General features: G+C 60.1%; 16 protein-coding genes, 4 tRNA genes and 3 rRNA genes. 11 read left to right on the top strand and 12 right to left on the bottom strand.

The window, feature by feature from the left end:
* Positions 1–608: 608 nt before the first annotated feature.
* The 5 genes from KR52_RS13225 (at position 609) to rrf (ending at position 5983) form a co-directional block, all read left to right on the top strand.
* Positions 609–2094: ribosomal RNA gene (locus KR52_RS13225) — 16S ribosomal RNA — on the top strand.
* Between the two features lie 186 nt (positions 2095–2280).
* Positions 2281–2354 (top strand) — tRNA-Ile (locus tag KR52_RS13220).
* Between the two features lie 9 nt (positions 2355–2363).
* Positions 2364–2436: transfer RNA gene (locus tag KR52_RS13215), tRNA-Ala, on the top strand.
* Positions 2437–2888: 452 nt separating this feature from the next.
* Positions 2889–5756, top strand: a 23S ribosomal RNA gene (locus KR52_RS13210).
* Between the two features lie 110 nt (positions 5757–5866).
* Positions 5867–5983 (top strand): 5S ribosomal RNA (gene rrf, locus KR52_RS13205).
* Together the 16S, 23S and 5S rRNA genes with 2 tRNA genes alongside form the textbook arrangement of a ribosomal RNA operon.
* Before the next feature lie 101 nt (positions 5984–6084).
* On the opposite strand, the gene mtnC is transcribed toward rrf, so the two are convergent.
* From mtnC to KR52_RS13185, 4 genes are all read right to left on the bottom strand, one after another.
* Complete coding sequence (gene mtnC / locus KR52_RS13200; RefSeq protein WP_038556596.1) at positions 6085–6837, bottom strand: acireductone synthase; 753 nt, start codon at positions 6835–6837, stop codon at positions 6085–6087.
* The gene (gene mtnB, locus KR52_RS13195) at positions 6834–7502 is read right to left on the bottom strand and encodes a methylthioribulose 1-phosphate dehydratase (RefSeq protein WP_084222046.1); all 669 of its coding nucleotides are present in this window, start codon (positions 7500–7502) and stop codon (positions 6834–6836) included. The genes mtnC and mtnB overlap by 4 nt, the downstream gene beginning before the upstream one ends.
* Positions 7503–7797: 295 nt before the next feature.
* On the bottom strand, positions 7798–8634 hold the full coding sequence (locus tag KR52_RS13190) for a DNA-formamidopyrimidine glycosylase (protein ID WP_038556592.1): 837 nt from the start codon (positions 8632–8634) through the stop codon (positions 7798–7800).
* Between the two features lie 5 nt (positions 8635–8639).
* On the bottom strand, positions 8640–8849 hold the full coding sequence (locus KR52_RS13185; RefSeq protein ID WP_006851563.1) for a photosystem I reaction center subunit IV: 210 nt from the start codon (positions 8847–8849) through the stop codon (positions 8640–8642).
* A gap of 41 nt (positions 8850–8890) precedes the next feature.
* On the opposite strand from KR52_RS13185, the gene KR52_RS13180 reads away from it, so the two are divergent.
* Both KR52_RS13180 and KR52_RS13175 read left to right on the top strand, forming a co-directional pair.
* The gene (locus KR52_RS13180) at positions 8891–9994 is read left to right on the top strand and encodes a hypothetical protein (RefSeq protein ID WP_038556590.1); all 1104 of its coding nucleotides are present in this window, start codon (positions 8891–8893) and stop codon (positions 9992–9994) included.
* A 69-nt stretch (positions 9995–10063) separates the two neighbouring features.
* Positions 10064–11524: an ATP-dependent DNA helicase RecQ gene (locus tag KR52_RS13175; protein WP_051834379.1), complete on the top strand. Its 1461-nt coding sequence runs from the start codon at positions 10064–10066 to the stop codon at positions 11522–11524.
* A 6-nt stretch (positions 11525–11530) separates the two neighbouring features.
* Here KR52_RS13175 and KR52_RS13170 read toward each other — a convergent pair whose 3' ends face one another.
* On the bottom strand, positions 11531–12541 hold the full coding sequence (locus KR52_RS13170; RefSeq protein WP_038556585.1) for a LysM peptidoglycan-binding domain-containing protein: 1011 nt from the start codon (positions 12539–12541) through the stop codon (positions 11531–11533).
* 99 nt (positions 12542–12640) lie between these two features.
* Positions 12641–14020, bottom strand: a complete 1380-nt coding sequence (locus KR52_RS13165; protein WP_038556583.1) for an aldehyde dehydrogenase family protein — start codon at positions 14018–14020, stop codon at positions 12641–12643.
* A 54-nt stretch (positions 14021–14074) separates the two neighbouring features.
* Here KR52_RS13165 and KR52_RS13160 point away from each other — a divergent pair, with 54 nt between their 5' ends.
* Positions 14075–15736 (top strand): alpha-amylase family protein, encoded by a 1662-nt coding sequence (locus KR52_RS13160; protein ID WP_038556581.1) that lies wholly within the window; start codon positions 14075–14077, stop codon positions 15734–15736.
* Here the strand turns inward: KR52_RS13160 and KR52_RS13155 are convergent.
* Together KR52_RS13155 and glpK are read right to left on the bottom strand one after the other, a co-directional pair.
* Entirely contained in the window at positions 15679–17256 is a 1578-nt protein-coding gene (locus tag KR52_RS13155) for a glycerol-3-phosphate dehydrogenase/oxidase (protein ID WP_038556579.1), read from the bottom strand. The genes KR52_RS13160 and KR52_RS13155 overlap by 58 nt on opposite strands.
* Positions 17249–18754 (bottom strand): glycerol kinase GlpK, encoded by a 1506-nt coding sequence (gene glpK / locus KR52_RS13150; RefSeq protein ID WP_038556577.1) that lies wholly within the window; start codon positions 18752–18754, stop codon positions 17249–17251. The genes KR52_RS13155 and glpK overlap by 8 nt, the downstream gene beginning before the upstream one ends.
* A gap of 51 nt (positions 18755–18805) precedes the next feature.
* On the opposite strand from glpK, the gene KR52_RS13145 reads away from it, so the two are divergent.
* Entirely contained in the window at positions 18806–20233 is a 1428-nt protein-coding gene (locus KR52_RS13145; protein ID WP_038556575.1) for a glycoside hydrolase family 13 protein, read from the top strand.
* Positions 20234–20264: 31 nt separating this feature from the next.
* On the opposite strand, the gene KR52_RS13140 is transcribed toward KR52_RS13145, so the two are convergent.
* Positions 20265–20336 (bottom strand) — tRNA-Thr (locus tag KR52_RS13140).
* Between the two features lie 10 nt (positions 20337–20346).
* Positions 20347–20428 (bottom strand) — tRNA-Tyr (locus tag KR52_RS13135).
* An 84-nt stretch (positions 20429–20512) separates the two neighbouring features.
* Here KR52_RS13135 and aroQ point away from each other — a divergent pair.
* Both aroQ and KR52_RS13125 read left to right on the top strand, forming a co-directional pair.
* A complete protein-coding gene (gene aroQ / locus KR52_RS13130; RefSeq protein ID WP_038556573.1) occupies positions 20513–20953 on the top strand; it encodes a type II 3-dehydroquinate dehydratase in 441 nt (146 codons plus the stop codon).
* Positions 20950–21669 carry a tRNA-(ms[2]io[6]A)-hydroxylase gene (locus KR52_RS13125; RefSeq protein ID WP_253912419.1) on the top strand — a complete coding sequence of 240 codons (720 nt, stop codon included), beginning with the start codon at positions 20950–20952 and terminating at the stop codon, positions 21667–21669. Before aroQ ends, KR52_RS13125 begins: the two co-directional genes overlap by 4 nt.
* Here KR52_RS13125 and KR52_RS13120 read toward each other — a convergent pair.
* The gene (locus tag KR52_RS13120; RefSeq protein ID WP_038556572.1) at positions 21657–23333 is read right to left on the bottom strand and encodes a SulP family inorganic anion transporter; all 1677 of its coding nucleotides are present in this window, start codon (positions 23331–23333) and stop codon (positions 21657–21659) included. The two genes, KR52_RS13125 and KR52_RS13120, sit on opposite strands and share 13 nt — an antisense overlap.
* 1 nt (position 23334) lies before the next feature.
* A complete protein-coding gene (locus KR52_RS13115; RefSeq protein WP_156957752.1) occupies positions 23335–23736 on the bottom strand; it encodes a vitamin K epoxide reductase in 402 nt (133 codons plus the stop codon).
* Between the last annotated feature and the right edge of the window lie 118 nt (positions 23737–23854).

The following is a 23854-nucleotide window of genomic DNA, read 5'->3' as shown; positions in this document are numbered from 1 at the left end:
GAGCCCATTGCGCAAGCGTGGATATTGGTGTTAGTGTTTTGTCTTGCGCAGGAGCCGCGAGGCTGTTGTGCAAGCCGAAGCGCTAGAGGCGAAAGTCTTGAGGTGTCTGAGGCGTCTTACGAGACCAAGAGGGAGCGATCCCACGGTGTTGTAAGTTCTTCAAGCGGTCGCGAGAGGCCGCGATGACCAGCCAGCCGAACTCCTGAGAGGGAGTGAAGACAGGTTTGGTCGTACCTGGACAATTGAAAAGTTTAGGAACTGACGCTTTCATCGCGTTTGGTTCTGAGCCGAGCTGCAAGGTGAGGCGAGGGACTGAATGAAAGAGCGATGAAGGTGTGAGGTCCCGTCAACAATTTTTTTGTTGCTGAGAAGCAGTTTGCTGCAAGGGGAAGTTTTTCACGAAGCTTCTTTTTGCCGGTGTGCAAATTGTGGAGCGACAACCGGATCTGAGATCCTGGAAAGTCATTGACAGAGAAATCTAGAGATGCACTCTTAAGAACCCTTTTTGTGTCAGCGAAGAGGAGGCCTCAACTGTTGCCAGTTTGAACTGAGTGATGGGTGATGCAAATCATTTTGAGAATGTGAAAGCATTCAAGAGGGAATGATCTACAACGGAGAGTTTGATCCTGGCTCAGGATGAACGCTGGCGGCGTGCTTAACACATGCAAGTCGAACGAACCTTCGGGTTAGTGGCGGACGGGTGAGTAACGCGTGAGAATCTGCCCTCAGGAGGGGGATAACGGTTGGAAACGACCGCTAATACCCCATATGCCGCGAGGTGAAATGAATTTCGCCTGAGGATGAGCTCGCGTCTGATTAGCTAGTTGGTGTAGGTAATGGCTCACCAAGGCATCGATCAGTAGCTGGTCTGAGAGGATGATCAGCCACACTGGGACTGAGACACGGCCCAGACTCCTACGGGAGGCAGCAGTGGGGAATTTTCCGCAATGGGCGAAAGCCTGACGGAGCAACGCCGCGTGAGGGATGAAGGCCTCTGGGCTGTAAACCTCTTTTATCAAGGAAGAAGATCTGACGGTACTTGATGAATAAGCCACGGCTAATTCCGTGCCAGCAGCCGCGGTAATACGGGAGTGGCAAGCGTTATCCGGAATTATTGGGCGTAAAGCGTCCGCAGGCGGCCCTTCAAGTCTGCTGTTAAAGCGTGGAGCTTAACTCCATCATGGCAGTGGAAACTGTTGGGCTTGAGTGTGGTAGGGGCAGAGGGAATTCCCGGTGTAGCGGTGAAATGCGTAGATATCGGGAAGAACACCAGTGGCGAAGGCGCTCTGCTGGGCCATCACTGACGCTCATGGACGAAAGCCAGGGGAGCGAAAGGGATTAGATACCCCTGTAGTCCTGGCCGTAAACGATGAACACTAGGTGTCGGGGGAATCGACCCCCTCGGTGTCGTAGCCAACGCGTTAAGTGTTCCGCCTGGGGAGTACGCACGCAAGTGTGAAACTCAAAGGAATTGACGGGGGCCCGCACAAGCGGTGGAGTATGTGGTTTAATTCGATGCAACGCGAAGAACCTTACCAGGGTTTGACATCCTGCGAATCTCTTGGAAACGAGAGAGTGCCTTCGGGAACGCAGTGACAGGTGGTGCATGGCTGTCGTCAGCTCGTGTCGTGAGATGTTGGGTTAAGTCCCGCAACGAGCGCAACCCACGTCTTTAGTTGCCAGCATTCAGTTGGGCACTCTAGAGAGACCGCCGGTGATAAACCGGAGGAAGGTGTGGATGACGTCAAGTCATCATGCCCCTTACATCCTGGGCTACACACGTACTACAATGCTACGGACAAAGGGCAGCAAGTTCGCGAGGACAAGCAAATCCCATAAACCGTGGCTCAGTTCAGATCGTAGGCTGCAACTCGCCTACGTGAAGGAGGAATCGCTAGTAATCGCAGGTCAGCATACTGCGGTGAATACGTTCCCGGGCCTTGTACACACCGCCCGTCACACCATGGAAGTTGGCCACGCCCGAAGCCGTTACTCCAACCCTTGTGGAGGAGGACGTCGAAGGTGGGGCTGATGACTGGGGTGAAGTCGTAACAAGGTATCCGTACCGGAAGGTGCGGATGGATCACCTCCTAACAGGGAGACAACACAATGATTTTGATGCCTGAGTGCTTTTATTCTTAGGCCGAAATCCTGTCACCTTAGGTCGATCGGTACCTCAGCATTAAGAGCAATGATTGATGAGCAATCATCAAAAGATTGAAGGAGATGTTCAGTTCCTAAACTTTGTCTAGGTCACACCCCAAAAGGGATGAGACTCCTGGGCCATTAGCTCAGGTGGTTAGAGCGCACCCCTGATAAGGGTGAGGTCCCTGGTTCAAGTCCAGGATGGCCCATTCGGTGTTGGGGGTTTAGCTCAGTTGGTAGAGCGCCTGCTTTGCAAGCAGGATGTCAGGAGTTCGAGTCTCCTAACCTCCACTGACCGAACTTGATTCCCATCTCCAAATATTTGGAGTTGAGCTCGATTGGGTTGTGATTTAGATGTGTCCGCTGGATGACCCCAGCTTCCTGTCATTCCAAGTTTTAGGTGTAGAGCCTTGAATTTGGTTGATAAGATGCTGGGCTCAGATCAAGTGATCAAGCAATTGATGATTTGATTTGAAGTTCTAGCAGAACCTTGACAACTGCATAGGTGAGTCTGGAAAAAAACAAAGCATCTTACAGATGCATTGTTTTGAATCTGATCTTCTGAAAGGGAGATTAGATCCAGGACAATGAAAATTCTTTTGAGCAAGAGCCGAGACTCTTGAGCGTTCTTTGATTCGTGTCGAGCGAATCAGAGTTTGATCTTGTTTTAGGAGTCAGCAAAAGTTGATGATTAAAACTTGAGAATCTGCTTTCAACGGCGGTAAGCGTTCAGGAGGTTAATTGGTCAAGCTACAAAGGGCTCACGGCGGATACCTTGGCACACAGAGGCGATGAAGGACGTGGTTACCTGCGATAAGTCTCGGGGAGCTGGAAGCACGCTTTGATCCGGGAATTTCCGAATGGGGCAACCCTTAATACGGCCAGCTGAATCCATAGGCTGGCACGAGCCAACCCAGCGAACTGAAACATCTTAGTAGCTGGAGGAAAGGAAAGTAAAAACGACTCCCTAAGTAGCGGCGAGCGAACGGGGAAGAGCCTAAACCGATACTTTCGAGTATCGGGGTTGTGGGACAGCAACGTGTATCAGGGAAGTTAGGAGAAGTGCTTGAATGGCACGCCACAGAGGGTGAAAGCCCCGTAACCGAAAACTGAACTGAGCTAGCTGTATCCCGAGTAGCACGGAGCACGTGAAATTCCGTGTGAATCCGCGAGGACCACCTCGTAAGGCTAAGTACTACTGTGTGACCGATAGCGAAACAGTACCGCGAGGGAAAGGTGAAAAGAACCCCGGGAGGGGAGTGAAATAGAACATGAAACCGTGAGCCTACAAGCAATGGGAGCCCTACTTATAGGGTGACCGTGTGCCTGTTGAAGAATGAGCCGGCGACTTATAGGCACTGGCGGGTTAAACCGGAAATGGTGGAGCCATAGCGAAAGCGAGTCTGAATAGGGCGTTTGTCAGTGTTTATAGACCCGAACCCGGGTGATCTAACCATGGCCAGGATGAAGCTTGGGTGATACCAAGTGGAGGTCCGAACCGACTGACGTTGAAAAGTCAGCGGATGAGCTGTGGTTAGGGGTGAAATGCCAATCGAACCCGGAGCTAGCTGGTTCTCCCCGAAATACGTTGAGGCGTAGCGTCTCGTGCTCCAGCAGGGGGGTAAAGCCACCATTTCGGTGCGGGCTGCGAGAGCGGTACCAAATCGAGATGAACTCTGAATACCCTGTGTGTAGCGAGGCAGTCAGACTGTGGGGGATAAGCTCCATGGTCGAGAGGGAAACAGCCCAGACCGCCAGCTAAGGTCCCCAAATCAACACTAAGTGATAAAGGAGGTGGGATTGCATAGACAACCAGGAGGTTTGCCTAGAAGCAGCCATCCTCAAAGGAGTGCGTAATAGCTCACTGGTCGAGCGATCCTGCGCCGAAAATGAACGGGGCTAAGTGTTGTACCGAAGCTGCGGATTTTTATGGTAGGGGAGCGTTCTATGTGGGGCGAAGCGTTAGCGTGAGCGGGCGTGGACTGCATAGAAGTGAGAATGTCGGCTTGAGTAGCGAAAACATGGGTGAGAATCCCATGCACCGAAACCCTAAGGGTTCCTCCGGCAGGCTCGTCCGCGGAGGGTTAGTCTGGACCTAAGGCGAGGCCGAAAGGCGTAGTCGATGGATAACAGGTCAACATTCCTGTACCGGTCATGTTTTGGGAAGAGGGACGGAGAAGGCTAGCCAAGCCAGATGTTGGTTACTGGTTCAAGCGTTCGAGGCGTTGAGGAGCGGTGAAAACGTTCCGAGCTGAGGCGTGAGTACGGGCTGCTACGGCAGCGAAGTTGGTGATGTCAAGCTTCCAAGAAAAGCTCTATACCCGTTAAGGCATGACTGCCAGTACCCGAAACCGACACAGGTGGGGTGGTAGAGAATACCGAGGTGCGCGAGGTAACTCTCTCTAAGGAACTCGGCAAAATGGCCCCGTAACTTCGGGAGAAGGGGTGCCACCGCAAGGTGGTCGCAGTGAAGAGGCCCTGGCGACTGTTTACCAAAAACACAGGTCTCCGCTAAGTCGCAAGACGATGTATGGGGGCTGACGCCTGCCCAGTGCCGGAAGGTTAAGGAAGCCGGTCAGCGTAAGCGAAGCTGGCGACTGAAGCCCCGGTGAACGGCGGCCGTAACTATAACGGTCCTAAGGTAGCGAAATTCCTTGTCGGGTAAGTTCCGACCCGCACGAAAGGCGTAACGATCAGGGCGCTGTCTCGGAGAGAGGCTCGGCGAAATAGAATTGTCTGTGAAGATGCGGACTACGTACACCTGGACAGAAAGACCCTATGAAGCTTTACTGTAGCTTGGTATTGTGCCCGGGCTCTGAATGCGCAGGATAGGTGGGAGACGTTGATCTCATGCTTGTGGGTATGAGTTAGTCACTGGTGAGATACCACTCTTTCAGAGCTAGGGTTCTAACGTTCACCCGTTATCCGGGGAGCGGACAGTATCAGGTGGGCAGTTTGACTGGGGCGGTCGCCTCCTAAAAGGTAACGGAGGCGCGCAAAGGTTTCCTCAGGCTGGTTGGAAATCAGCTGACGAGTGCAAAAGCAGAAGGAAGCTTGACTGTGAGACCTACAAGTCGAACAGGGACGAAAGTCGGCTTTAGTGATCCGACGGTTCTGAGTGGAAGGGCCGTCGCTCAACGGATAAAAGTTACTCTAGGGATAACAGGCTGATCTCCCCCAAGAGTTCACATCGACGGGGAGGTTTGGCACCTCGATGTCGGCTCATCGCAACCTGGGGCTGAAGTCGGTCCCAAGGGTTGGGCTGTTCGCCCATTAAAGCGGTACGCGAGCTGGGTTCAGAACGTCGTGAGACAGTTCGGTCCATATCCGGTGTACGCGTAGGAACATTGAGAGGATTTCTCCCTAGTACGAGAGGACCGGGAGGAACGCACCTCTGGTGTACCAGTTATCGTGCCAACGGTAAACGCTGGGTAGCCATGTGCGGAGTGGATAACCGCTGAAAGCATCTAAGTGGGAAGCCCACCTCAAGATGAGTGTTCCCATGGGGTAACCCAGTAAGGTCACGGGAAGAACACCCGTTGATAGGCTCTACGTGGAAGTCCAGTAATGGATGCAGCGGAGGAGTACTAATAGACCGAGGGCTTGACCAACAATTTGGTTCTTGCCTGAAGACTCAAAACTTTGTTTGATTCAGACGTGCAGCGTAAGCTGTAGATCCTATGCAGTTCTCAGGGTTCATCCCTTGAGAATGTTGAACTATCCTGGTGTCCATGGCGGTGTGGTCCCACTCCGATCCATCCCGAACTCGGTTGTGAAACGCATCAGCGGCGACGATATTTGGGGGGTAGCCCCCTGAGAAAATAGCTCGATGCCAGGTAAAACATTCTCTCCATAGGTTGATGATGTGCTGATTGCTGAAGCAATTACCGTCACCACCCCCGAAGAAGCCACCTCATCATGAGGTGGCTTTTTTGTTGGTTATTTTTCTGCTGTAAGGTGATTCCTTACCTCACGGAGCGATTGAATCACCATGTGATCTCGTGGGTCACGGTCAGGGTTGCCGTCGCGAAGGCTGAAGAGGGTGTTCATTCCTGCCGAACGGGCGGAATCGCATTCATCTCCGTTGTCACTCACAAACCATATATTGTTGGGTGAGCTATGGAGCTGCTTGGCGATTGTTGTGTAGCTCTCCGTGGATTTTTTGGGGCCTGTGTGGGTGTCGAACCAGTGACTAAAAAGATCTTTCAAGTCACCATTTGAGCTGTGCTTGTACAGGAGTTTTTGCGCTTGAATGCTGCCCGATGAATACACGGATAGTGTCAAGTCTTGCTTGTGCCATTGCCGAAGGCATTCGGCGGCTTCTGGAAAAAGTTGAGACTTCAGCTCTCCATTGTTGTACCCCTGTTCCCAGATTTCCCCTTGCAAGTCTTTGAGTGCTGTCGATTTTTTGTCGATGCTAATCAGGTGCTTAAGGTATTGAATCAACCCGTCTATTTCATCTGTTTCTCCCTGCGTAACCTGCTGTTTGATTTGGCTGCTTTCGGGAGACTGGTCATCTAGCCATTCTTTCTTGGCCTCTTGGATTGACTTGTTGCGAGTGCTTTTGTTCCAGTTTCGTTTGATGTGGTGGCTCAGTTCTTGCTTGGCGAAGGGGAATAAAATGTCGCTGACAAAGCTCACTGGGCATGTAGTTCCTTCAATGTCGAGCAGAAGATGTTGTTGATTCGTCACTGATCTCCGATCTGCATTTGGGTCAATTTGACTTTCAAGAGAAATTCCAGGATTTCCAAGTGTCGTTTGCTCGCATCCAGGTCAGCCCCCCACGCGTAAAGCCCGTGCCCTGCCACGAGAAACCCGTGTGGCGCCGTTGCCAGTGAGGATGCGACGGCATCTCCCAGCTTCTCCATGGACTGACTGTTGCTGACCACAGGAATGTTGATGCTATTGATGTGCGTGTTGATGCCGTCCAGGCCTTTCAGCATTTCCCAGCCCTCCAATGCAATCACTCCTGTGGTCTCGTAACGGCGGGACAATACCGTTCCAGGAACGGAATGGGTGTGCAGCACAGCTCCCGCTTGGGTCGCTTCAACAATGCGGAGATGCAGCGCTGTTTCGGCACTGGCTTTCCCTTTGCCTGTTAATACCTTGCCTTGCCCATCCACAACAATCAGCTGATCAGCAAGAACCTGACCCTTGTCCACACCACTGGGTGCCATCAGCAACTGCAACGGTCGATCCTGCAGCACAACACTGAAATTCCCCCCTGTGCCATCGCACCAGCGGCGAAGGTGGATGCCTTTGATCACCTCGGCCAAACGGTCGCGCTGGATTTGGCTGGCGTTCACAGTTTGGAGGTCCCTTCGACTTCTATACAGGAAACAGCCACCACTCCGCATTGACTCTTCCCGCAGCGACCGCCGGAACAGCCACAACTCCAAGGTGCTCTGACGATTGGCATTGCTGCCGTATCGGTCTGCGGTCTTGCTATCTCGACGCTATCGCTACGGGAGTGGATGGAACCGCCTTGGGTGTGACCTCCACTGGCCATACAAAGGCATCCTCTTTGATGTCGTTGCGATGGTTGCCACCATTGTTCGGTTCAACCCCGATGGCCACTTAGGGAGATCTCCCCAGGTTCAGCGGCTTCGCCCGCCGGAGTCGGAGGCTTTCCTTGTTCCAGCAGCATCTCAATCAGCTTTGACAGGTCGGGCACCAGTGAGTGCTTCGGCCGGACAGCTTCTCCCGTTGAATTGGCGTTCCACAGCTGCGGCAGGGTTCTCCTCCACGCCGGTAAACCCAGGCCTGTCCGCCGTAGTTGCCATTCACCCCCTCAAGATCGCGAAAATCACTGAAGGTGGTGCCACCAGCTCCGATGCTGATGGTCAGAACATTGACCAAGGCATCGCGCAATTTCTCCAGTTGTGTGAGATTCAGCTGGCCTGCGGGCGTGAAGGGGGCGATGCCTGATGCGAAAAGGGATTCATCCGCGTAGATGTTTCCCGCCCCGGCCACCAGAGCTTGGTCCAACAGTGCTGTTTTGATCGGTCGGCTGCTGTCTTTGAGCTTCTGCTTCAGATAAGTGGCGGAGAAGTCGGCACTGAAGGGTTCAGGGCCGAGTCGCGTCAAGCCTGTGATTACTTCTTCGATCGCCTGGCCCGGAGGCACCCACCACATTTCTCCGAAGCTGCGCACGTCCACAAAGCGCAACTCTTGCTCCTTGGAGTTCCAAAGGCGAACACGGGTGTGTTTGCACGGTTCTGAGGGCTGCTCATGCCATTGGAACTGGCCGGTCATTCGCAGATGAACACCCCAGACACCGCCTCCCGGCTCCAGGGTTGCCATCAGATATTTTCCTCTGCGCTGCCAGTGACCCACCGTCATTCCACGGAGGCCCGCAACAAAATCCTCGGAACCTCCAGGGCTGGCAATGGCCCTTGATCTGCAGACTTCAACTTGCGCAATTTTGAAATCGACAAGACGGTCCGCCAGTCCTCGACGGACCGTCTCGACTTCAGGGAGTTCAGGCAAAGGCCTCAGGCGGGCTCCAGTTCCGCTTCAGCGAAATTGTTGGTGTTGATGCCACCGTCAACGCCCTGCAGGCCGCTGTAGTTGACCTTCTCGAAACGAACAACAACGGGGTAGCGGATTCCCGAGGTGTCGATGGAGGCAACGGTGCCGACTTCGTTGAACCAGTAGGACTCAGGACGCTTGATGCGCACCTTGGCGCCGCGGGTGATCGCCATCGCTGGGCATAAGGAGATGCAATCGGAGCGTATCTCGTGGAATGGATGGTGATGACCCCTGCGTCACAGAATGTCGTCCCTTCGTTGTCGGCGTCCCTTTGACCAGTTCCATCGCCCTTGATCCAGATCCGTCGCTGCTTCAGCTGGATTTGCCGGACCCGGAGCAGGACGACATCAGCACGATGGAATTTCTGGCTCGTCTGGAACAGGCCTGGGCCGTTTGCGATCGCTTTGATCTGCAGACGGAGATCTGGCGTGGTCGCATCCTCCGCGCTGTGCGGGACAAGGAAAAGCGAGGTGGTGAAGGGCGGGGTGCCGGATTTCTGCAGTGGCTGCGGGAGCGGGAAATCAGCAAGACCCGCGCTTACGGCTTGATCCAACTGGCGGAATCCGCCGACAACATGCTCAGCGACGGCACCCTGGAGGAGAGCAGCGTCAATCAGTTTTCCAAAAGGGCTTTCATGGAAACCGCCCAGGCGGTTCCTGAAGTGCAGTTGATGATTTCCGAGGCTGCCAACGAGGGGCAGGAAATCACCCGCAAGCAGGTGCGCCGCCTCACCGATGAATTCACGGCAGCCACCAGTCCGTTGCTGCCGGAAGAAATTCGCCAGCGCACCCAGGAGAACCTGCTGCCACCTCGGGCGGTGGCTCCCCTCGTGCGGGAGTTGGCCAAGCTCCCTGAGCCGCAGCAGGAAGATCTGCGCAAAGTGCTCCGCGATGAGCCCGAACTCGATCGGATCAAGGACGTCACCAGCACAGCGCGCTGGATCACCAAGGCAACGGAGTCGGGTGTTGCCGTGCGCGCTTTCCAACAGGGTGAACTGGACCTCGACCGCGCCATGCAGGAGGCCCAGCGCCTGGATGCCCTTGGCCTCCTGGCTGACGCGGTGGGCCAGGCCCAGGCCCTTGAGTCGGCGGTGCTGAAGTTGCACACGTCCTGGCGGCGCTTGGGAGGGCTTCAGGAGCGGCTTTGGGTTGAAAGTGGAAGCAGCACGCCCTACCTCCGCGATGTGCTGAACGCCCTGCAGACCCTCAGCGGAGCTACCTTGCGGGTCTCGTTGGGAGAGTTGGCTGGCGGCAAACGGGTGCGGCTTCAGCTGGTGGAGGAGTCTCCCGACCAATTGGATCCCCCCCCGCTGGCCTGACGCCAGATCTTGTGCTCGATAATCTGAGGCCTCCATATCTGGTGTGTTCTGGCTTCGCTTGAGCGTGCTCTGCAGACCCACTTCGGCTGGGATGGCTTCCGCCCCGGGCAACGGCCCGTGGTGGATGCCGTGCTGGCTGGCCGGGACGCGCTGGCGGTGCTGCCCACCGGTGGAGGCAAATCGCTCTGCTATCAGCTTCCGGCCCTGGTGTGCGAGGGCCTGGTGGTTGTGATTTCACCGTTGGTGGCGCTGATGGAGGACCAGGTGATGGCTCTGCAGCGACGGGGAATCGCTGCGGCCTGCCTGCATGCAGGTCTGGATCCAGCCCGACGCCAACAGGCCCTGGAGCAGCTGCGGAACGCCACGCTGCGACTGCTTTACATCGCGCCGGAACGACTCCAGGGTGGGCAGACCCGGCTGATGCTGGAACGTCATGCCACGGAGGGGCGACTGGTGGCCCTGGCGGTGGATGAAGCCCATTGCATCAGTGCCTGGGGGCATGACTTCCGACCCGATTACCGCCGCCTCGGTCAGATCCGCAGCCTCTGCCCGGGAGTGCCGATGCTGGCCCTCAGCGCGACGGCCGCCCCACGGGTACGGGCCGACATCATTCGCCTGCTGGATCTGCGTCGCCCGCTCGTGCAGGTGAGCTCGGCCCGCCGGGACAACCTTCGTTACACGATGCAGCGGCGCCCCAGGGATCCCATGCCGCAGGTGTTGGAGGCACTGGAGATGTCCCGTGGCGCTGCGCTGATCTATGCCCGCACCCGTCGTTCCGTGGAGCAGTGGGCGGAGCGCCTCAGTGACCAAGGGGTTGCCGCAACGGCTTACCACGCCGGCCTGGATCCGGAGACCCGCCAGCAGGCTCTGAAGCTGTTCCTCGAGCACGAGCGACCTGTCCTGGTGGCGACGGTGGCCTTCGGCATGGGCGTTGACCGTGGCGATGTGGGCCTGGTGCTTCATCTCGATCTGCCGGCCACGCCTGAGGGCTATCTGCAGGAATCGGGCCGAGCCGGTCGAGACGGCAAGCCGGCCCATTGCCAGGTGCTGTTTTCGCCGGGTGATCGCACCAGCCTGGGCTGGGCCATGCAGGCCTCGGCTCGGGGCAGGGACGCCCTGGAGGACCGTCGCCGCCTGGACCTGGCCCAGCAGCAGCTGAGGCGCATGGAGGCCGTCGCTGAGGGGGAGATGTGCCGTGAACAGGCGTTGCTGCTGGCGGTTGGCGAGTTGGTGGGTCCCTGTGGTCGCTGCGATCGCTGCGTGGAGTCCCCCAAACGACGCGACTGGTCAGCCCAGGTGGAAACGCTTTTGGCCCATCTCGCGGAGCAGGACGGCACGGAGATGCGCCGCCTCGGAGAGCACCTGGCTCTGCATGAACCCGGCCGCCACGACCGCTGGACCTGGCTGGCGCGTCGTCTCGTTCAGGAGGAGTTGATCCAGGAAAGCAACGACGGTGCTCAGCGGCTTTATCTCCGAGAAAGCGGCCGGAGATTCCTGGATTGCCCCTGGCCGCTCGATTACGCCTCCTGATTCAGATCAGGCCTTGATCTGACAACGGTCCTTCACCAGGTCTTTTTCGAAGCGGTTCTTCGGGGCTTCCCAGGTTTTCCAGCTCCCATCGGCACCGGTGGCATTGATCTTGTTGGCGGAACAGTTCACAGCCAGGTAAAGAGCCTGTCCCTGGGCATTGAGGGTGGGCACCACTTGACTGCCACCCATGGCTTGCCAGTTGCCCCAGTCCACCTGGAGCGGCCCATAGGTGCGCCAGTCAGCCGATTTGGCCAGGGTCTGCTTGGGCTTGGCGGCCTCAACCGGCTTGGCCTTGACCACCGGTTTTTTGGCCTGAACCGGTTTCGTTTGCACTGCCTTGGCCTTGGCTTGAACCGTTGGCTTCGCCGTGACAACAGCTGTGCTGGCGGAAGCCACCGGCTTCGTTTGTGCCGGCTGCGCTCGGGCGGTGATGGGTGCCTGGAAGGAGGGGTCGGTCAGATAGAGGCGCGTGCCCACCTCCACCTTGTTCGGGTCGCTCAGCTCATTGATGCTGATCAGGCTGGCCACCGGAAGTTTGTAGGCCTTGGCGATCTGCGTGAGGGTCTGTCCTTTGGCGACGGTGTGCTCCGTAGCGCCCGGGATCGGGGTTACGGCTACCGGCTTGAAGGCCGGACGCGGCATGACTGCGTTACTCGGGAGGCGGAGGGTCTGTCCGACCTCCACGTGGTTGGCATTGCGCAGGTTGTTGAGAGCCATCAGATCGCGACCGCTGACCCGGTACTTGCTGGCAATGCTGCTGAGCGTCTCACCGCTCTTGACCCGATGCCGACCTGAGCCAGCTGTCACGGTGGGACCTGGCACTTGCAAGTGGCTTCCTGCTTCGACATGGTTCGGGTTGCGGATTCCATTCATCCGCATCAAGGTGCCGACACTCACCCCGTAGCGGTCGGCGATATCCGAAAGCGTTTCGCCGGATCGCACCGTTACAGACGCAGCCGTGGCTGACAGGGGGAACCAGGCCGTCAGCAGCAGTGCGGCAAGAGCGCTATGGCGCATTCGTCTCCGGCAGATGCCCGCAAGATACGGTGCCTGACGCAAAGCGCCAGCCCTCCAGAGCACTTGCTGCAGAAGGGATGTGCTGGTGATGCGCGCGCCTTACCCCGCCAGCCGCCTCAGCAGGTTGAGATCCACCTTGTATGGCGGGTAACGCAGCTTGAAATCAAATCGGAAGGGGCGCTTGAGCACCGCCTTGCAATGGCTGAACGTGTCGAAGCCGCTTTTGCCGTGGTAGCTGCCCATCCCGCTGGCGCCGACGCCGCCGAAGGGCAGCTGGGGCACGCCGGCCTGCATCAGGACATCGTTGATGCAGACCCCGCCTGAGCTCGTGGTGACGAGCACCTGCTGTTGCTGGGCCTCATTCCCCCCGAAGAGATACAGCGCCAACGGTTTGGGGCCTCGGCGGATCTCCTGAAGGGTTCTGGTGAGGTTATCGAGCACCAGCACAGGCAGGAGCGGGCCGAACAGTTCCTCCGCCATCAGAGGATCATTGCGGTCATCCACGCGGATCACGGTGGGGGCGATGCGCCGCTGTTCCCGGCTGATTTCGCCTCCGATCAGGATGCGTCCATCCGCTCTGGCGGTTTCCAGCAGTTGCTCCAGCCGATTGAACTGAAGTTCATTGATGATCTGCCCTAACTGCTTCGAGCTGAGGGGGTCGGCGCCATACATCTCGGTTCGGGCCTCCTCCATCGCCTTCAGCAGCGGTGCATGCAGCGTGGGTTGCACCAGCAGATGGTCTGGAGCGATGCAGGTCTGCCCTGCATTGATCCCTTTGCCCCAGATCAAGCGTCGCGCCCCCACTTTGAGGTCGGCCCCTTCAAGAACGATGGCTGGGCTCTTGCCCCCCAATTCCAAGGTCACCGGTGTGAGGTGTGCAGCGGCCCCCTCCAGCACCTTCCGTCCGATGCTGCCGCCACCGGTGAAAAAGATGTGGTCGAAGGGCATGGCCACCAGGTCTGCTGCTACGCCTCCATCCCCCTGGACCACCTGCACCACGTCAGGCTCAAAGTGCTCAGGGATCAGTCGCGCGATCAGATCTGCGATGGCGCTGGCGTGTTCCGAAGGCTTGAGCACGGCGGTGTTGCCAGCGGCCAGGGCACTGATCAAAGGCCGCAGCGTGAGTTGGAAGGGATAGTTCCAGGGACCGATCACCAGAACACACCCCAGTGGCTCCGGCACAACTTTTGCCTGGCCGGGGCGCATGGAAAGGGGCACAGCAACGTGGCGTGGACGCATCCACCGCTCCAGTTGCCGGCTGGTGATTTTGATCTCCTGTCGCAGGGCGACCAGCTCGAAAAAAGCTTCGGTGGGTGGTTTCCCGAGGTCTTTGGCGAGGGCCTCGAGCACCTCCGATTCATGGTCCTCCACCAGGGCTGAGAACCGTTGCAATTGCTCTCGGCGCCAGGCCAGGGGACGGGTCAGCCCAGCTCCGACGAGCTCCTGCATTCGGCTCAGTTGCGTAGGGGTGAGGGCCACGGGGCTGACGATCGCGCCGGTCGGGTCTAGCAGTGGTGAATCTGCAACCGGGGGATGACCCCAGCGCTTCCGTGGTGGTCAGGGACGGTCATCTACCAGTTGATCGTTCGCAGTTATTCCGATGGGAACGGCGATGGCACCGGTGATTTCAAGGGGCTCGCAGCGCGGTTGCCTTATCTGCGCTGGCTGGGGATCAACACCCTCTGGTTGACCCCGATGTATCCCTCCCCCCTGCGGGACGGGGGCTACGACATCACTGATTTCACTGGCATCCATCCGGATCTGGGGGATCTCGCTTCCTTTCATCGGTTCCTCACGGCTGCCCACAGCCAGGGAATGCGGGTGATTTTGGACCTGGTGCTGAACCACACCAGTGACCTGCATCCCTGGTTCCAGCGGGCCCGCTGGGCTCCCAAGGGCAGTCCTGAACGGGATGTTTACGTCTGGAGCGACGACCCCAAGCGCTACGCCGAGGCACCCGTTCTGTTCCGACATTTCGAGGCTTCGAACTGGGAGTGGGATCCGGTTGCCGAGCAGTACTACCTGCACCGTTTCCTGCGTCATCAGCCTGATCTCAATTACGAGAACCCATGGGTGCAGGACACGATGCTGGAGGTGGTCGACTTCTGGTTGGATCGCGGCGTGGACGGGTTCCGTCTGGATGCGGTTCCGTTCTTGTTCGAGTCAGAGGGCACCCGCTGCGAGGGGTTGCCGGAGACCCACGCCTTCCTCAAGCGATTGCGGGAGCGGGTGGACGCCCATGGTCGTGATGTGCTCTTGCTGGGAGAGGCGATTCAGCCGGTGGAGGAGGCCGCTCCTTACCTGGCGGATGACGAATTGCATGGAGCGTTCAACTTCGTGCTCACCGCCCATCTGTTCGCGGCCATTGCCAGTGGCCGCACCCAACAGCTCGGGGAGTGCCTGATGCAGGCCGAGCAGGCGGTCCATGGTCCCCGCTGGGCCCTGCCCCTGCGTAATCACGATGAACTCTGGTTGGGGGATGGCCATCTCATCAGCGATGAGGTGATTCAGACCATCCGGGTGGGCCTGCCCCAGGGGCAGGGGCACTGGTTGAACTGGGGCATCAACCGACGTCTGGCCCCGCTTCTGAATGGCGATCCACGCTCCAACCGGTTGCTGCACGGTCTCCTTTACAGCCTTCCGGGGATGCCCTGCCTGTACTACGGCGATGAACTGGGCATGGGCGACTGGCCCGGTCTGCGGGACCGTGATCCAAATCGCACGCCGATGGCCTGGACGCCGGCCCGCAACGGTGGCTTCTCGACCGCTCCCGACCCGTTGTTGGTGCTGCCACCGATCACCGCTCCCGGCTACGACTACCGCGTGGTGAACGTGGAGGTGCAGAAGCAGCTGCCGGGGTCGCTGCTGAACTGGCACCGGCGCATGCTCACCTGTCGCCGGCTGCTGCCAGCCTTGCGGCATGGAAGCTTCCGCCTGCTCCACAGTCCCCACCCCGGAGTGTTGGTGTACCTCCGCTGCACCGAGGCGATGACGGTGCTGGTGGCCGCCAATGTCACTGCGGCAGGGGCGTCCCTCAGTCTGGATCTGTCGGAGTGGGCCGGTGAGCGCACCCGTGAGGTGATGTGGGGCTGTGAGTTCCCGCCCGCCGCAGCGGAGTGGTTCGTGAATCTTCCGCCCTACGGATTCAACTGGTGGTTGATCGGTGAAGTGGAGCCTGCCGCTACGCCGGCTTGATCCAGCAGGGCTTCCACCTGGGGCCTGAGCCGTTCGGCATCGTCCAGGTCCACCATGGCCAGACGGCAGCGGCGGGCCAGCACATCGCTGCTGCTGCGCGCATGTTCCCGTTGAATGGCGTGGTCCAGCTCTGCGCCGCAGAGGGGAATCACTGGGCTGATGGGCTCGCGTCGGCTGGGCTCGGCACGTTCGATCAAGGCCAAGCCGTCCAATCCATAGGTGCTTTGGAGATGGGCGACCTGCGCGGTCCGTAGAGCGGTATCGGGGAGCAGGGCCTCGAGTTGGTGTTTCTGGCGTTGAAGGCCGTCCAGGGTTGCCTGCAACGACTCCGCTGCCCCGCGCAGTGGCATCGGTTCAGGGGTAGGCAGCGCCCGGCCGAGCTGGCGTTCCACCGCGTCCAGGGTGTCTGCGGCCATCGGCCGGCAGGTGGTCCACTTGCCCCCCATCACGCTCACCAGACCGCAGGCCAGGGTTTCCACCTCGTGCTCCCGCACCACACGGCTGCTGTCCATGTCCTGGTCTGCGGGCTTCAGCAGTGGGCGCCCCCCCGCCCATCGGCTGCTCACCTTGGGGTGCTTGAGCTGGGGAAACCAGCCCCGTACGTAGTTGAGCAGGTAGGCCTCCTCCTCGGGAGAGGGGGATGTGGCGTTCTCCTTGGTGCAGGGTTCATCCGTGGTCCCCACCAGGGTGCGGCCGTGGAAGGGGAGCATGAACAGCACGCGTCCATCCGCGGTGGACGGCACCAGAAGCCCAAGGCCCTCCGGGCAGAGGTTCTGCTCCAGCACGATGTGCGCCCCACGGCTGGTGAGCATCCGAGGAGGGGCATCAGCCTCCGCCATCTGGCGGATCTCATCCGCCCGGATGCCCGTGGCATTCACAAACGCCGAGGCGCACCAGCGTTCCCGTTGGCCCGTGGCGGATTCACTGATGGCGGCCTTGAGTTGGCCCGTGCCGTCGGTGTCCAGCTCCACCACCCGGCAACGGGTGCGCAGGGTTGCCCCCTGTTGCTCGGCGGTGAGGGCCAACAGCAGGTTGAGGCGTGCATCGTCAAATTGCCCGTCGCTGTAGGCCACGCCGCCCTGACACACCTTCAGAAGAGGCAGGGCCTGACGCATCTGCCGCTTGGACAGCAGTCGGCTGTGGCCGATGCTTCGCTGACCGGCCAGGGCGTCATACATCCCCAGCCCCAGTCGGTAATAGGCCTGTTCCCAGAGCTGTTGTGTGGGCAGGGCCAGCTCGAGTCGTTGGGCTAGGAACGGCGCCTGGGCCAACCAGTGGCTCCTTTCGAGCAGGGCTTCCCGCACCAGCCTCAGCTGGGCAAGGTCCAGAGTTTTAAAGGCCAGCTCCAGGTAGCGCACCCCGCCATGGAGCAGCTTCGTGCTGCGGCAACTGGTGCCACCGCCGATGTCTCCGGCCTCGAGCAGGGCCACGCTCAGTCCCCGTCGTGTTGCCTCATAGGCCACGCTGGCACCGCTGGCACCGGCGCCGATGACCAGCAGGTCCATCTGGTGATCAGCCATGCCACCCCAGGCTTCTGGAGACGGCGTCCTGCCAGCGTGTGCGCCAGCGGTGGCGCTGGGATGCATCCATCTGTGGGTGGAACAGTTCCGCTCCGTCCTTCCGTGCGGTCGCGAGTTGCTCCAGGTCGCTGATCACTCCTGCCTGGAGGCCTGCGAACAGCGCCACCCCCCGGGCGGTGCTCTCGAGGCTGGCGGGCCGCCGCACCGTCAGCCCGGTGCAATCCGACTGTGCCTGCAGCAGAGGATCCGAGGCCGCAGCGCCGCCATCCACCGCCAGTTCACCCAGGCTGGTTCCGAGGGCCTGCTCGGCAAGCTCCACCAACGTCGCCACCGACATGGCGATTCCCTCCAGCGCTGCGCGGGCGATATGACCGCGTCCGCTGTCACGGGTGAGGCCCACCAGAACGCCGCGCGCCTGGGGATCCCAGTGCGGTGTTCCCCAGCCGGTGAATGCGGGCACGAGCATCACCCCTCCCGAATCCGGCACCGAACGCGCCAGTTCGTTCACCTGGGGAGCCTGATCAATGATCTGCAGCCCATCCCGCAGCCACTGAATCACGGTGCCGGCGTTGAACAGACTTCCCTCAAGGCAGAAGCTGGGCGTTCCGGCGGCATCGGTCCAGCCCAGGGTGCTGAGCAGCCCCGCATCCGAATGGCGGATGACGTCGCCGGTGTTGATCACCAGAAAAGCGCCCGTGCCGTAGGTGCACTTGCCTTCTCCGGGCTGCAGGCACAGCTGGCCCAGGGTGGCGGCCTGTTGGTCGCCGAGCATCGCCTGGATCGGCAAGCCGGCAAAGGGAAGGTCTGAAGCTATGCGCCCGAACTCACCGCGGCAAGGCAGTAGTTCGGGCAGAGCGTTGGCGGGGAGCCCTGTGGGCTCTCGGAAGTCATCCACCCAGCGCTGCTGCTCCAGGTCCATCAGCAGCGTTCGGCTGGCATTGCTCATGTCACTGCCGTGGCGCTGCCCGCCGGTCAGGTGCCAGAGCAGCCAGCTCTCCACTGTTCCGAAACAGAGGTCATCGCTGGCTGCGGCGGCTTGGGCGTCGGCGTAGTGATCAAGCATCCAGCGGATCTTGCTGGCACTGAAGTAGGGGTCGAGCAGCAAGCCTGTGCGCCGACACCACTCCTGCCCCAGTCCCTGCTGCTTCCAGGCCTCACAGATGTCGGCGGTGCGACCGTCCTGCCAGACGAGCGCCGGGCCACAGGGGAGGCCATTGCTGCGGCGCCAGAGCACGGTGGTTTCCCGTTGGTTGGTGATGCCGCAGCTCACCACTGCCTTGCGCTGTGTGTCGCTGAGCTTTGAATCGAGCTGCACCAGGGCCTGCCGCTGGCTGGTCCAGATCGTCATCGGGTCCTGTTCCACCCAACCATCGGCGGGGTAGGAAATCGGCAGCGGTGCACTGGCGCTGACCACCAGATCCCCTGAGCTGCTGAACAGCGCGGCTCTGGAGCTGCTGGTGCCCTGATCGAGGGCCAGAAGAAGAGGCTGCTCAGCCATGGCCAATGTCTTTCTCTCCTGCTAGCCAGGAGATGGCTGACTGCAAAGGCTTTGGCAGCGACCACGCCGTTTAGCGATCCCCCCGCCTGGGTGGCGGATGCGGTGCTTTACCAGATTTTTCCTGATCGTTTTCGCCGCAGTGGGAGGGTCGATGCGCAGCGCCATCTCGCCCTGAAGCCCTGGGGAGCGGACCCTCGCGAGGAGGGATTCCAGGGCGGGGATCTCTACGGCGTCATCGATGCTCTCGATGGGCTTCAAGCCATGGGCATCACCTGCCTCTATCTCACGCCGATCTTCAGTTCAGCCGCCAACCATCGCTATCACGCCTACGACTACTTCGAGGTGGACCCCCTGCTGGGGGGCAATGCAGCACTCAGGGACCTGATCGATGCCGTGCATCGGCGCGGCATGAAGTTGGTTCTGGATGGGGTGTTCAACCACTGCGGCCGCGGCTTTTGGGCCTTTCATCACGTGGTGGAGAACGGTGCGGATTCGCCCTACCGGGATTGGTTCCATGTGCACCGTTGGCCCCTGCAGCCCTATCCCGCCCCAGGCGAGGACTGCGGTTACGACGGCTGGTGGGCCTTGCCGGATCTGCCCAAGTTCAACCACGCCAATCCAGGGGTTCGGGAGCACCTGTTGGCGGTGGGCCGTCACTGGCTCGAGCAGGGAATTGATGGTTGGCGTCTTGACGTTCCTGCCGAGGTCCCGGCCGACTTCTGGGTGGAGTTTCGGCAGATGGTGCGATCCACCAACACGGAGGCTTGGATTGTTGGAGAGGTGTGGGGGGATGCGACCACGTGGCTACAGGGGGACCACTTCGATGGCGTGATGAATTACCGGCTGGGTTGGAGCAGCATTTGTTGGGCCGCCGCTGAAGCGTTGCGGCGGGACTACCGCAATTCCGACTACCCCCTCGACCCCCTGGATGGTGAGGCTCTATTGGCCATCTGGACGACAACGACGCGTTCCTACCGGGAAGTGGTGAACAGGGCCCAGATGAACCTGCTGGACAGCCATGACGTGCCACGGGCCCTTCACAGCCTCAACAACGACCTGGCGGCCCTGAAGTTGGCCCTGCTGCTGCTCTTCCTCAACCCGGGGGCACCATGCGTTTATTACGGGACCGAAGCTGCTCTGGCGGGTGGCCCTGAACCGGGCCCCTCCAGCGGTCCTGGACCGGCCTGCCGTGAGGCCTATCCCTGGGATGTTCCCTGGTCCGCTGATCTCCGCTCGTTCATTCAATCCCTCGCAGAACTCCGCTGTGCCCATGGGGTCTTGCGCAGGGAGGGTCTGTGCTGGTCAGCCCAAGGGGCTGACGTGCTTGAGGGAGTTGCGGATGGCCTGCGGGTCGTGATCAACCGCAGTCGCACCATCTTTGTGCCGTTGACGGTTGAAACCGGCAGTCCGATTGTTTGGACTTTGGGAACTGTCGATAGCCGGGTTGGACCGCAATCGGCCGTCATTCTGGGGGCGTAACCCCTCTCCCCTGGTGCCGAGGGGAGCAGAAAGCCCTTGTCGAGACTTGAACTCGAGACCTCTCCCTTACCAAGGGAGTGCTCTACCGCTGAGCTACAAGGGCATGTGGAGGATGGGCCGGGTTGGATTTGAACCAACGTAGGCAGAGCCAGCGGATTTACAGTCCGCCCCCATTAACCACTCGGGCACCGACCCGAACCACACCGCAAGAACTTACCAGTCGGTGTGTCCTTCCCCACGATCTCGATACGATCTGCCGAGCTGAACCGATCTCCAGCCATGCACGTTCTGCTGCTGAACGGTCCGAATCTGAACCTGTTGGGCCAGCGTGAGCCTGGGATCTATGGCCATTCCTCTCTGGCGGACATCGAAGCGGCGCTGACCCGGGAGGCGGAGCAGGACTCAGTGCAACTGGATTGCTTTCAGAGCAATTTCGAAGGTGCCCTGGTGGACCGGATTCACCAGGCGATGGGCCGGTGCGATGGGATTCTGATCAACGCTGGGGCCTACACCCACACGTCCATCGCCATCCGCGATGCCCTTGCTGGCGTTGCGATCCCCTACGTGGAATTGCATCTCAGCAACACTCACGCCCGTGAAGAATTCCGCCATCACTCGTTTCTGGCTGAGCGCGCTGTCGGTGTGATCTGTGGCTTCGGAGCCGCTAGTTACAGCCTTGCCTTGAACGGATTGCTCAGCCACCTGCGCCGGAACCCATGACCATCACCGTTCCGTCGAACACTGTTCCGTCGAACACTGTTCTGTCGAACACCGATCCGTTGAACACCGTGCCCTCAAAAACGGTGGCGTCGATCCGCTGGTTGGCTGCACCGACCAGTTGGAGCTGGGTGGAGCAGGCCAATGCCCGCCCGATGGAGGTGCTCATCGATCACGCCCACTGCGAACGCAAGGCTGCCGGGGCTGCGGTTCAGATGATGTTCCGCTACCTCTGTGAACCGGGTCTCGGCGAAGCCCTCAGCCCTCTGGCGCGGGAAGAGCTGGAGCACTTCGAGCAGGTTCTGGCGCTGATCAAGGCCCGGGGGCGCTACCTGGAGCCGCTGCCTTCCCCGGGCTACGGCGCTGATCTCGCCCGGCAGATCCGCAAAGGTGAGCCGCAGAGAATGCTTGACTCCTTTCTGGTGGCGGGTCTGATCGAAGCCCGCAGCCATGAGCGCATGGCCCTGCTGGCGCAGCACAGCCCGGATCCACAGTTGCGGGAGCTTTACAGCGACCTCTTGGCCAGTGAAGCTCGCCACTTCGGTTTGTATTGGGTGCTCTGTGAGCAGCGCTATCCGCGGGAGCTGATCGTCGAACGCCTCGAGCTGCTGGCGCGGGCCGAAGCCAAGGCTCTGGAGGGGACGCTGGAACGCCCTGAAGACGTGCGGATGCATTCCTGCGGTGTGGATGCCACACAAATCAGCAGTCAGATCAGCTGAGCGGCCTCCTGCAAGGCTGCCAGCCTGGAGGGCCGGAGCACACCCTCCACACCGAATTGCCGCAGCCGTTGTTCGAGGGTCTTGTTGGCTCCGGCGATGAACAGGCTGCGACCCGCTGCTCGTGCTTCTTCCACCATGCGCTCTATCGCCAGGGTTGCGGTGATCCCGATGCGGGGAACATCGGTCAGGTCAAGGATCAGCACCCTGTAACTCTGGATCAACCCCATCCGTGCGCTGATGCCTTTGGCGGCCCCAAAGCTGAGAGGGCCACGCAGGCGGAACAGCATCAGGGCCTTGCCGCAGCGCAGGATCAGGGCCTCTTCTTCTGGGGAGAGGCTGGCGTGCAGTGCATCGGTGGGATCGGCAGGGTTGTCCTCCTCCATTCCCTCCAGCTGGGACCGCGTGATCGAATCCACGGTCAACAGGTTGGCCACGAACATCCCCACCAGGACCCCCCAGATCAGGTCCCAGAACACCGTCATCAACAACACGGCATACATCAGGGCGGCCGTTTTCACCGACAGGCGATGGGCGCGGAGCAGAAAACCCCAGTCGATGATGTCGAGGCCGACTTTGATCAGGATCCCCGCCAGCAGCGCCGTGGGGATCTGTGCCGCGAGGGGGCCTGCCCCCAGCAGCACGAGCAGCAGCACCAGGGAATGGGTCATGCCCGACCAGGGCGTCTGCCCCCCGGATTTGATGTTGATCACCGTCCGCATCGTGGCTCCGGCACCGGGAAGGCCCGAGAGAAACCCGGCCGCTGTGTTGGCAATGCCCTGGCCGATCAGTTCACGGTTGGAGTCGTGGTTGGTCTGGGTGATGTTGTCGGCCACCAGGGAGGTGAGCAACGAGTCGATGGCCCCAAGCAAGGCGAGAACCAGGCCGGCTTTCACCAGCTCCGGCACGTGCCTGCTGAAGTCGGGAAGCGCCAGTTGCAATCCTCCTTCGGGGATCGCTCCGATCCGGGCGATGGGCTCAAGGCCCAGCTCCATCAGCCGGTTGTCATTGAACAGCACCAGCGAGAGAGGAGTCACAAGCAGTAGGGCCAGCAGAGGCGTTGGCACCCACTGACGGATCCGCATGGGAGTCAGGAACACCACCGCAAGGGTCATCAATCCAACGGCGAGCGCGGCTGGATTCCAGCTGGGGGAGCTGATCAGCGAGTGCAGGGATCCAACGACGCCACCCCGGGTGCTTACCCCGATGAAGGGGCCAAGCTGGAGCACCAGGATGATGAAACCTATTCCCGACATGAAGCCGGAGACCACCGAGTAGGGCACCAGGGTGATGAAGCGCCCCAGCCGCAGCACCCCGAGCAGGGCTTCAAACACCCCACCGATCACCACTGCAGCCATCACCAACGGCAGCATCTCGCCGGCCGTGAGGTCACGACTGATGCCCATGGCGGCCAGGCTGGACACAATCCCCGCCACGGTGACGCTCATCGGTCCGGTGGGTCCGCTCACCTGGGAGGGAGTCCCCCCAAGCAGGGCTGCCAGGAATCCGGTGACGATGGCGCCATAGAGGCCGTAAATGGCACCGCCTGGCCCCAGGGCGGCATTGCCGAAGGCCAGGGCGAGGGGCAACGCGACCACGGCTGCCGTCAATCCTCCGAGCAGGTCGCCTCGGATGTTGCGCTGATGCAGACCGTGAATCAGTGCCATCTCAGTTCAGGCCACTCCAGCGGTTCAGGGATTCCAGGGACTGCACGCCAACTTTTCGGCGTCCATCGGGGAGAACCCAGGTGGGATAGGCCCGGATCTCGGCGGCTTTGCAGGCTTCGGCTTGCTCCGGCAGCTGCTGTGGCTTGCGGCACTCCACGTAGGTCAAGTCCGCTCCGGCCTGTTTGCCGAAAAGGTTCATCTGTTGGAAACAGGCCGGGCAGGTCCAGGCGCCGTAAAACCGAGCTCCAATGGCGTTCAGATGCTGCGTCAGTTCAAGGGCCTGGGGGCTGGAGTCGCGCAGGGGCTCTCCGATCGTGCTTGACCACGGCGCTGCCGATACCGGTTCTCCGCCTACAGCTCCGCCAGCTGTGACCAGCACGGTCGCCAGCAGGGATGAAGCCATGCCTCTCATGCCGATGCAGTGGTTGGCCTGAAGCTAGGTCGCAATAAGGCGTTCGGGCTTCCCTCCATGCGGAAGCTACAACGCAAGCCCTGTTGCGGTGAAACTGGGTTCAGAACTG

Source organism: Synechococcus sp. KORDI-52 (genome assembly GCF_000737595.1).
Taxonomy (GTDB): Bacteria; Cyanobacteriota; Cyanobacteriia; order PCC-6307; family Cyanobiaceae; genus Parasynechococcus.
Note: the sequence above shows the minus strand (reverse complement) of the source record. Positions and strands in the feature narration are given on the sequence as shown.

What these genes read in the sequence shown, in the direction of transcription:
- mtnB (WP_084222046.1), bottom strand. Translation starts at nt 7,502, where the DNA reads ATGCGGAGTGGTGGCTGTTTCCTGTATAGAAGTCGAAGGGACCTCCAA.
- KR52_RS13185 (WP_006851563.1), bottom strand. Translation starts at nt 8,849, where the DNA reads ATGGCGATCACCCGCGGCGCCAAGGTGCGCATCAAGCGTCCTGAGTCC.
- KR52_RS13180 (WP_038556590.1), top strand. Translation starts at nt 8,891, where the DNA reads ATGGATGGTGATGACCCCTGCGTCACAGAATGTCGTCCCTTCGTTGTC.
- KR52_RS13170 (WP_038556585.1), bottom strand. Translation starts at nt 12,541, where the DNA reads ATGCGCCATAGCGCTCTTGCCGCACTGCTGCTGACGGCCTGGTTCCCC.
- KR52_RS13160 (WP_038556581.1), top strand. Translation starts at nt 14,075, where the DNA reads ATGACCCCAGCGCTTCCGTGGTGGTCAGGGACGGTCATCTACCAGTTG.
- KR52_RS13155 (WP_038556579.1), bottom strand. Translation starts at nt 17,256, where the DNA reads ATGGCTGATCACCAGATGGACCTGCTGGTCATCGGCGCCGGTGCCAGC.
- glpK (WP_038556577.1), bottom strand. Translation starts at nt 18,754, where the DNA reads ATGGCTGAGCAGCCTCTTCTTCTGGCCCTCGATCAGGGCACCAGCAGC.
- aroQ (WP_038556573.1), top strand. Translation starts at nt 20,513, where the DNA reads ATGCACGTTCTGCTGCTGAACGGTCCGAATCTGAACCTGTTGGGCCAG.
- KR52_RS13125 (WP_253912419.1), top strand. Translation starts at nt 20,950, where the DNA reads ATGACCATCACCGTTCCGTCGAACACTGTTCCGTCGAACACTGTTCTG.
- KR52_RS13120 (WP_038556572.1), bottom strand. Translation starts at nt 23,333, where the DNA reads ATGGCACTGATTCACGGTCTGCATCAGCGCAACATCCGAGGCGACCTG.
- KR52_RS13115 (WP_156957752.1), bottom strand. Translation starts at nt 23,736, where the DNA reads ATGGCTTCATCCCTGCTGGCGACCGTGCTGGTCACAGCTGGCGGAGCT.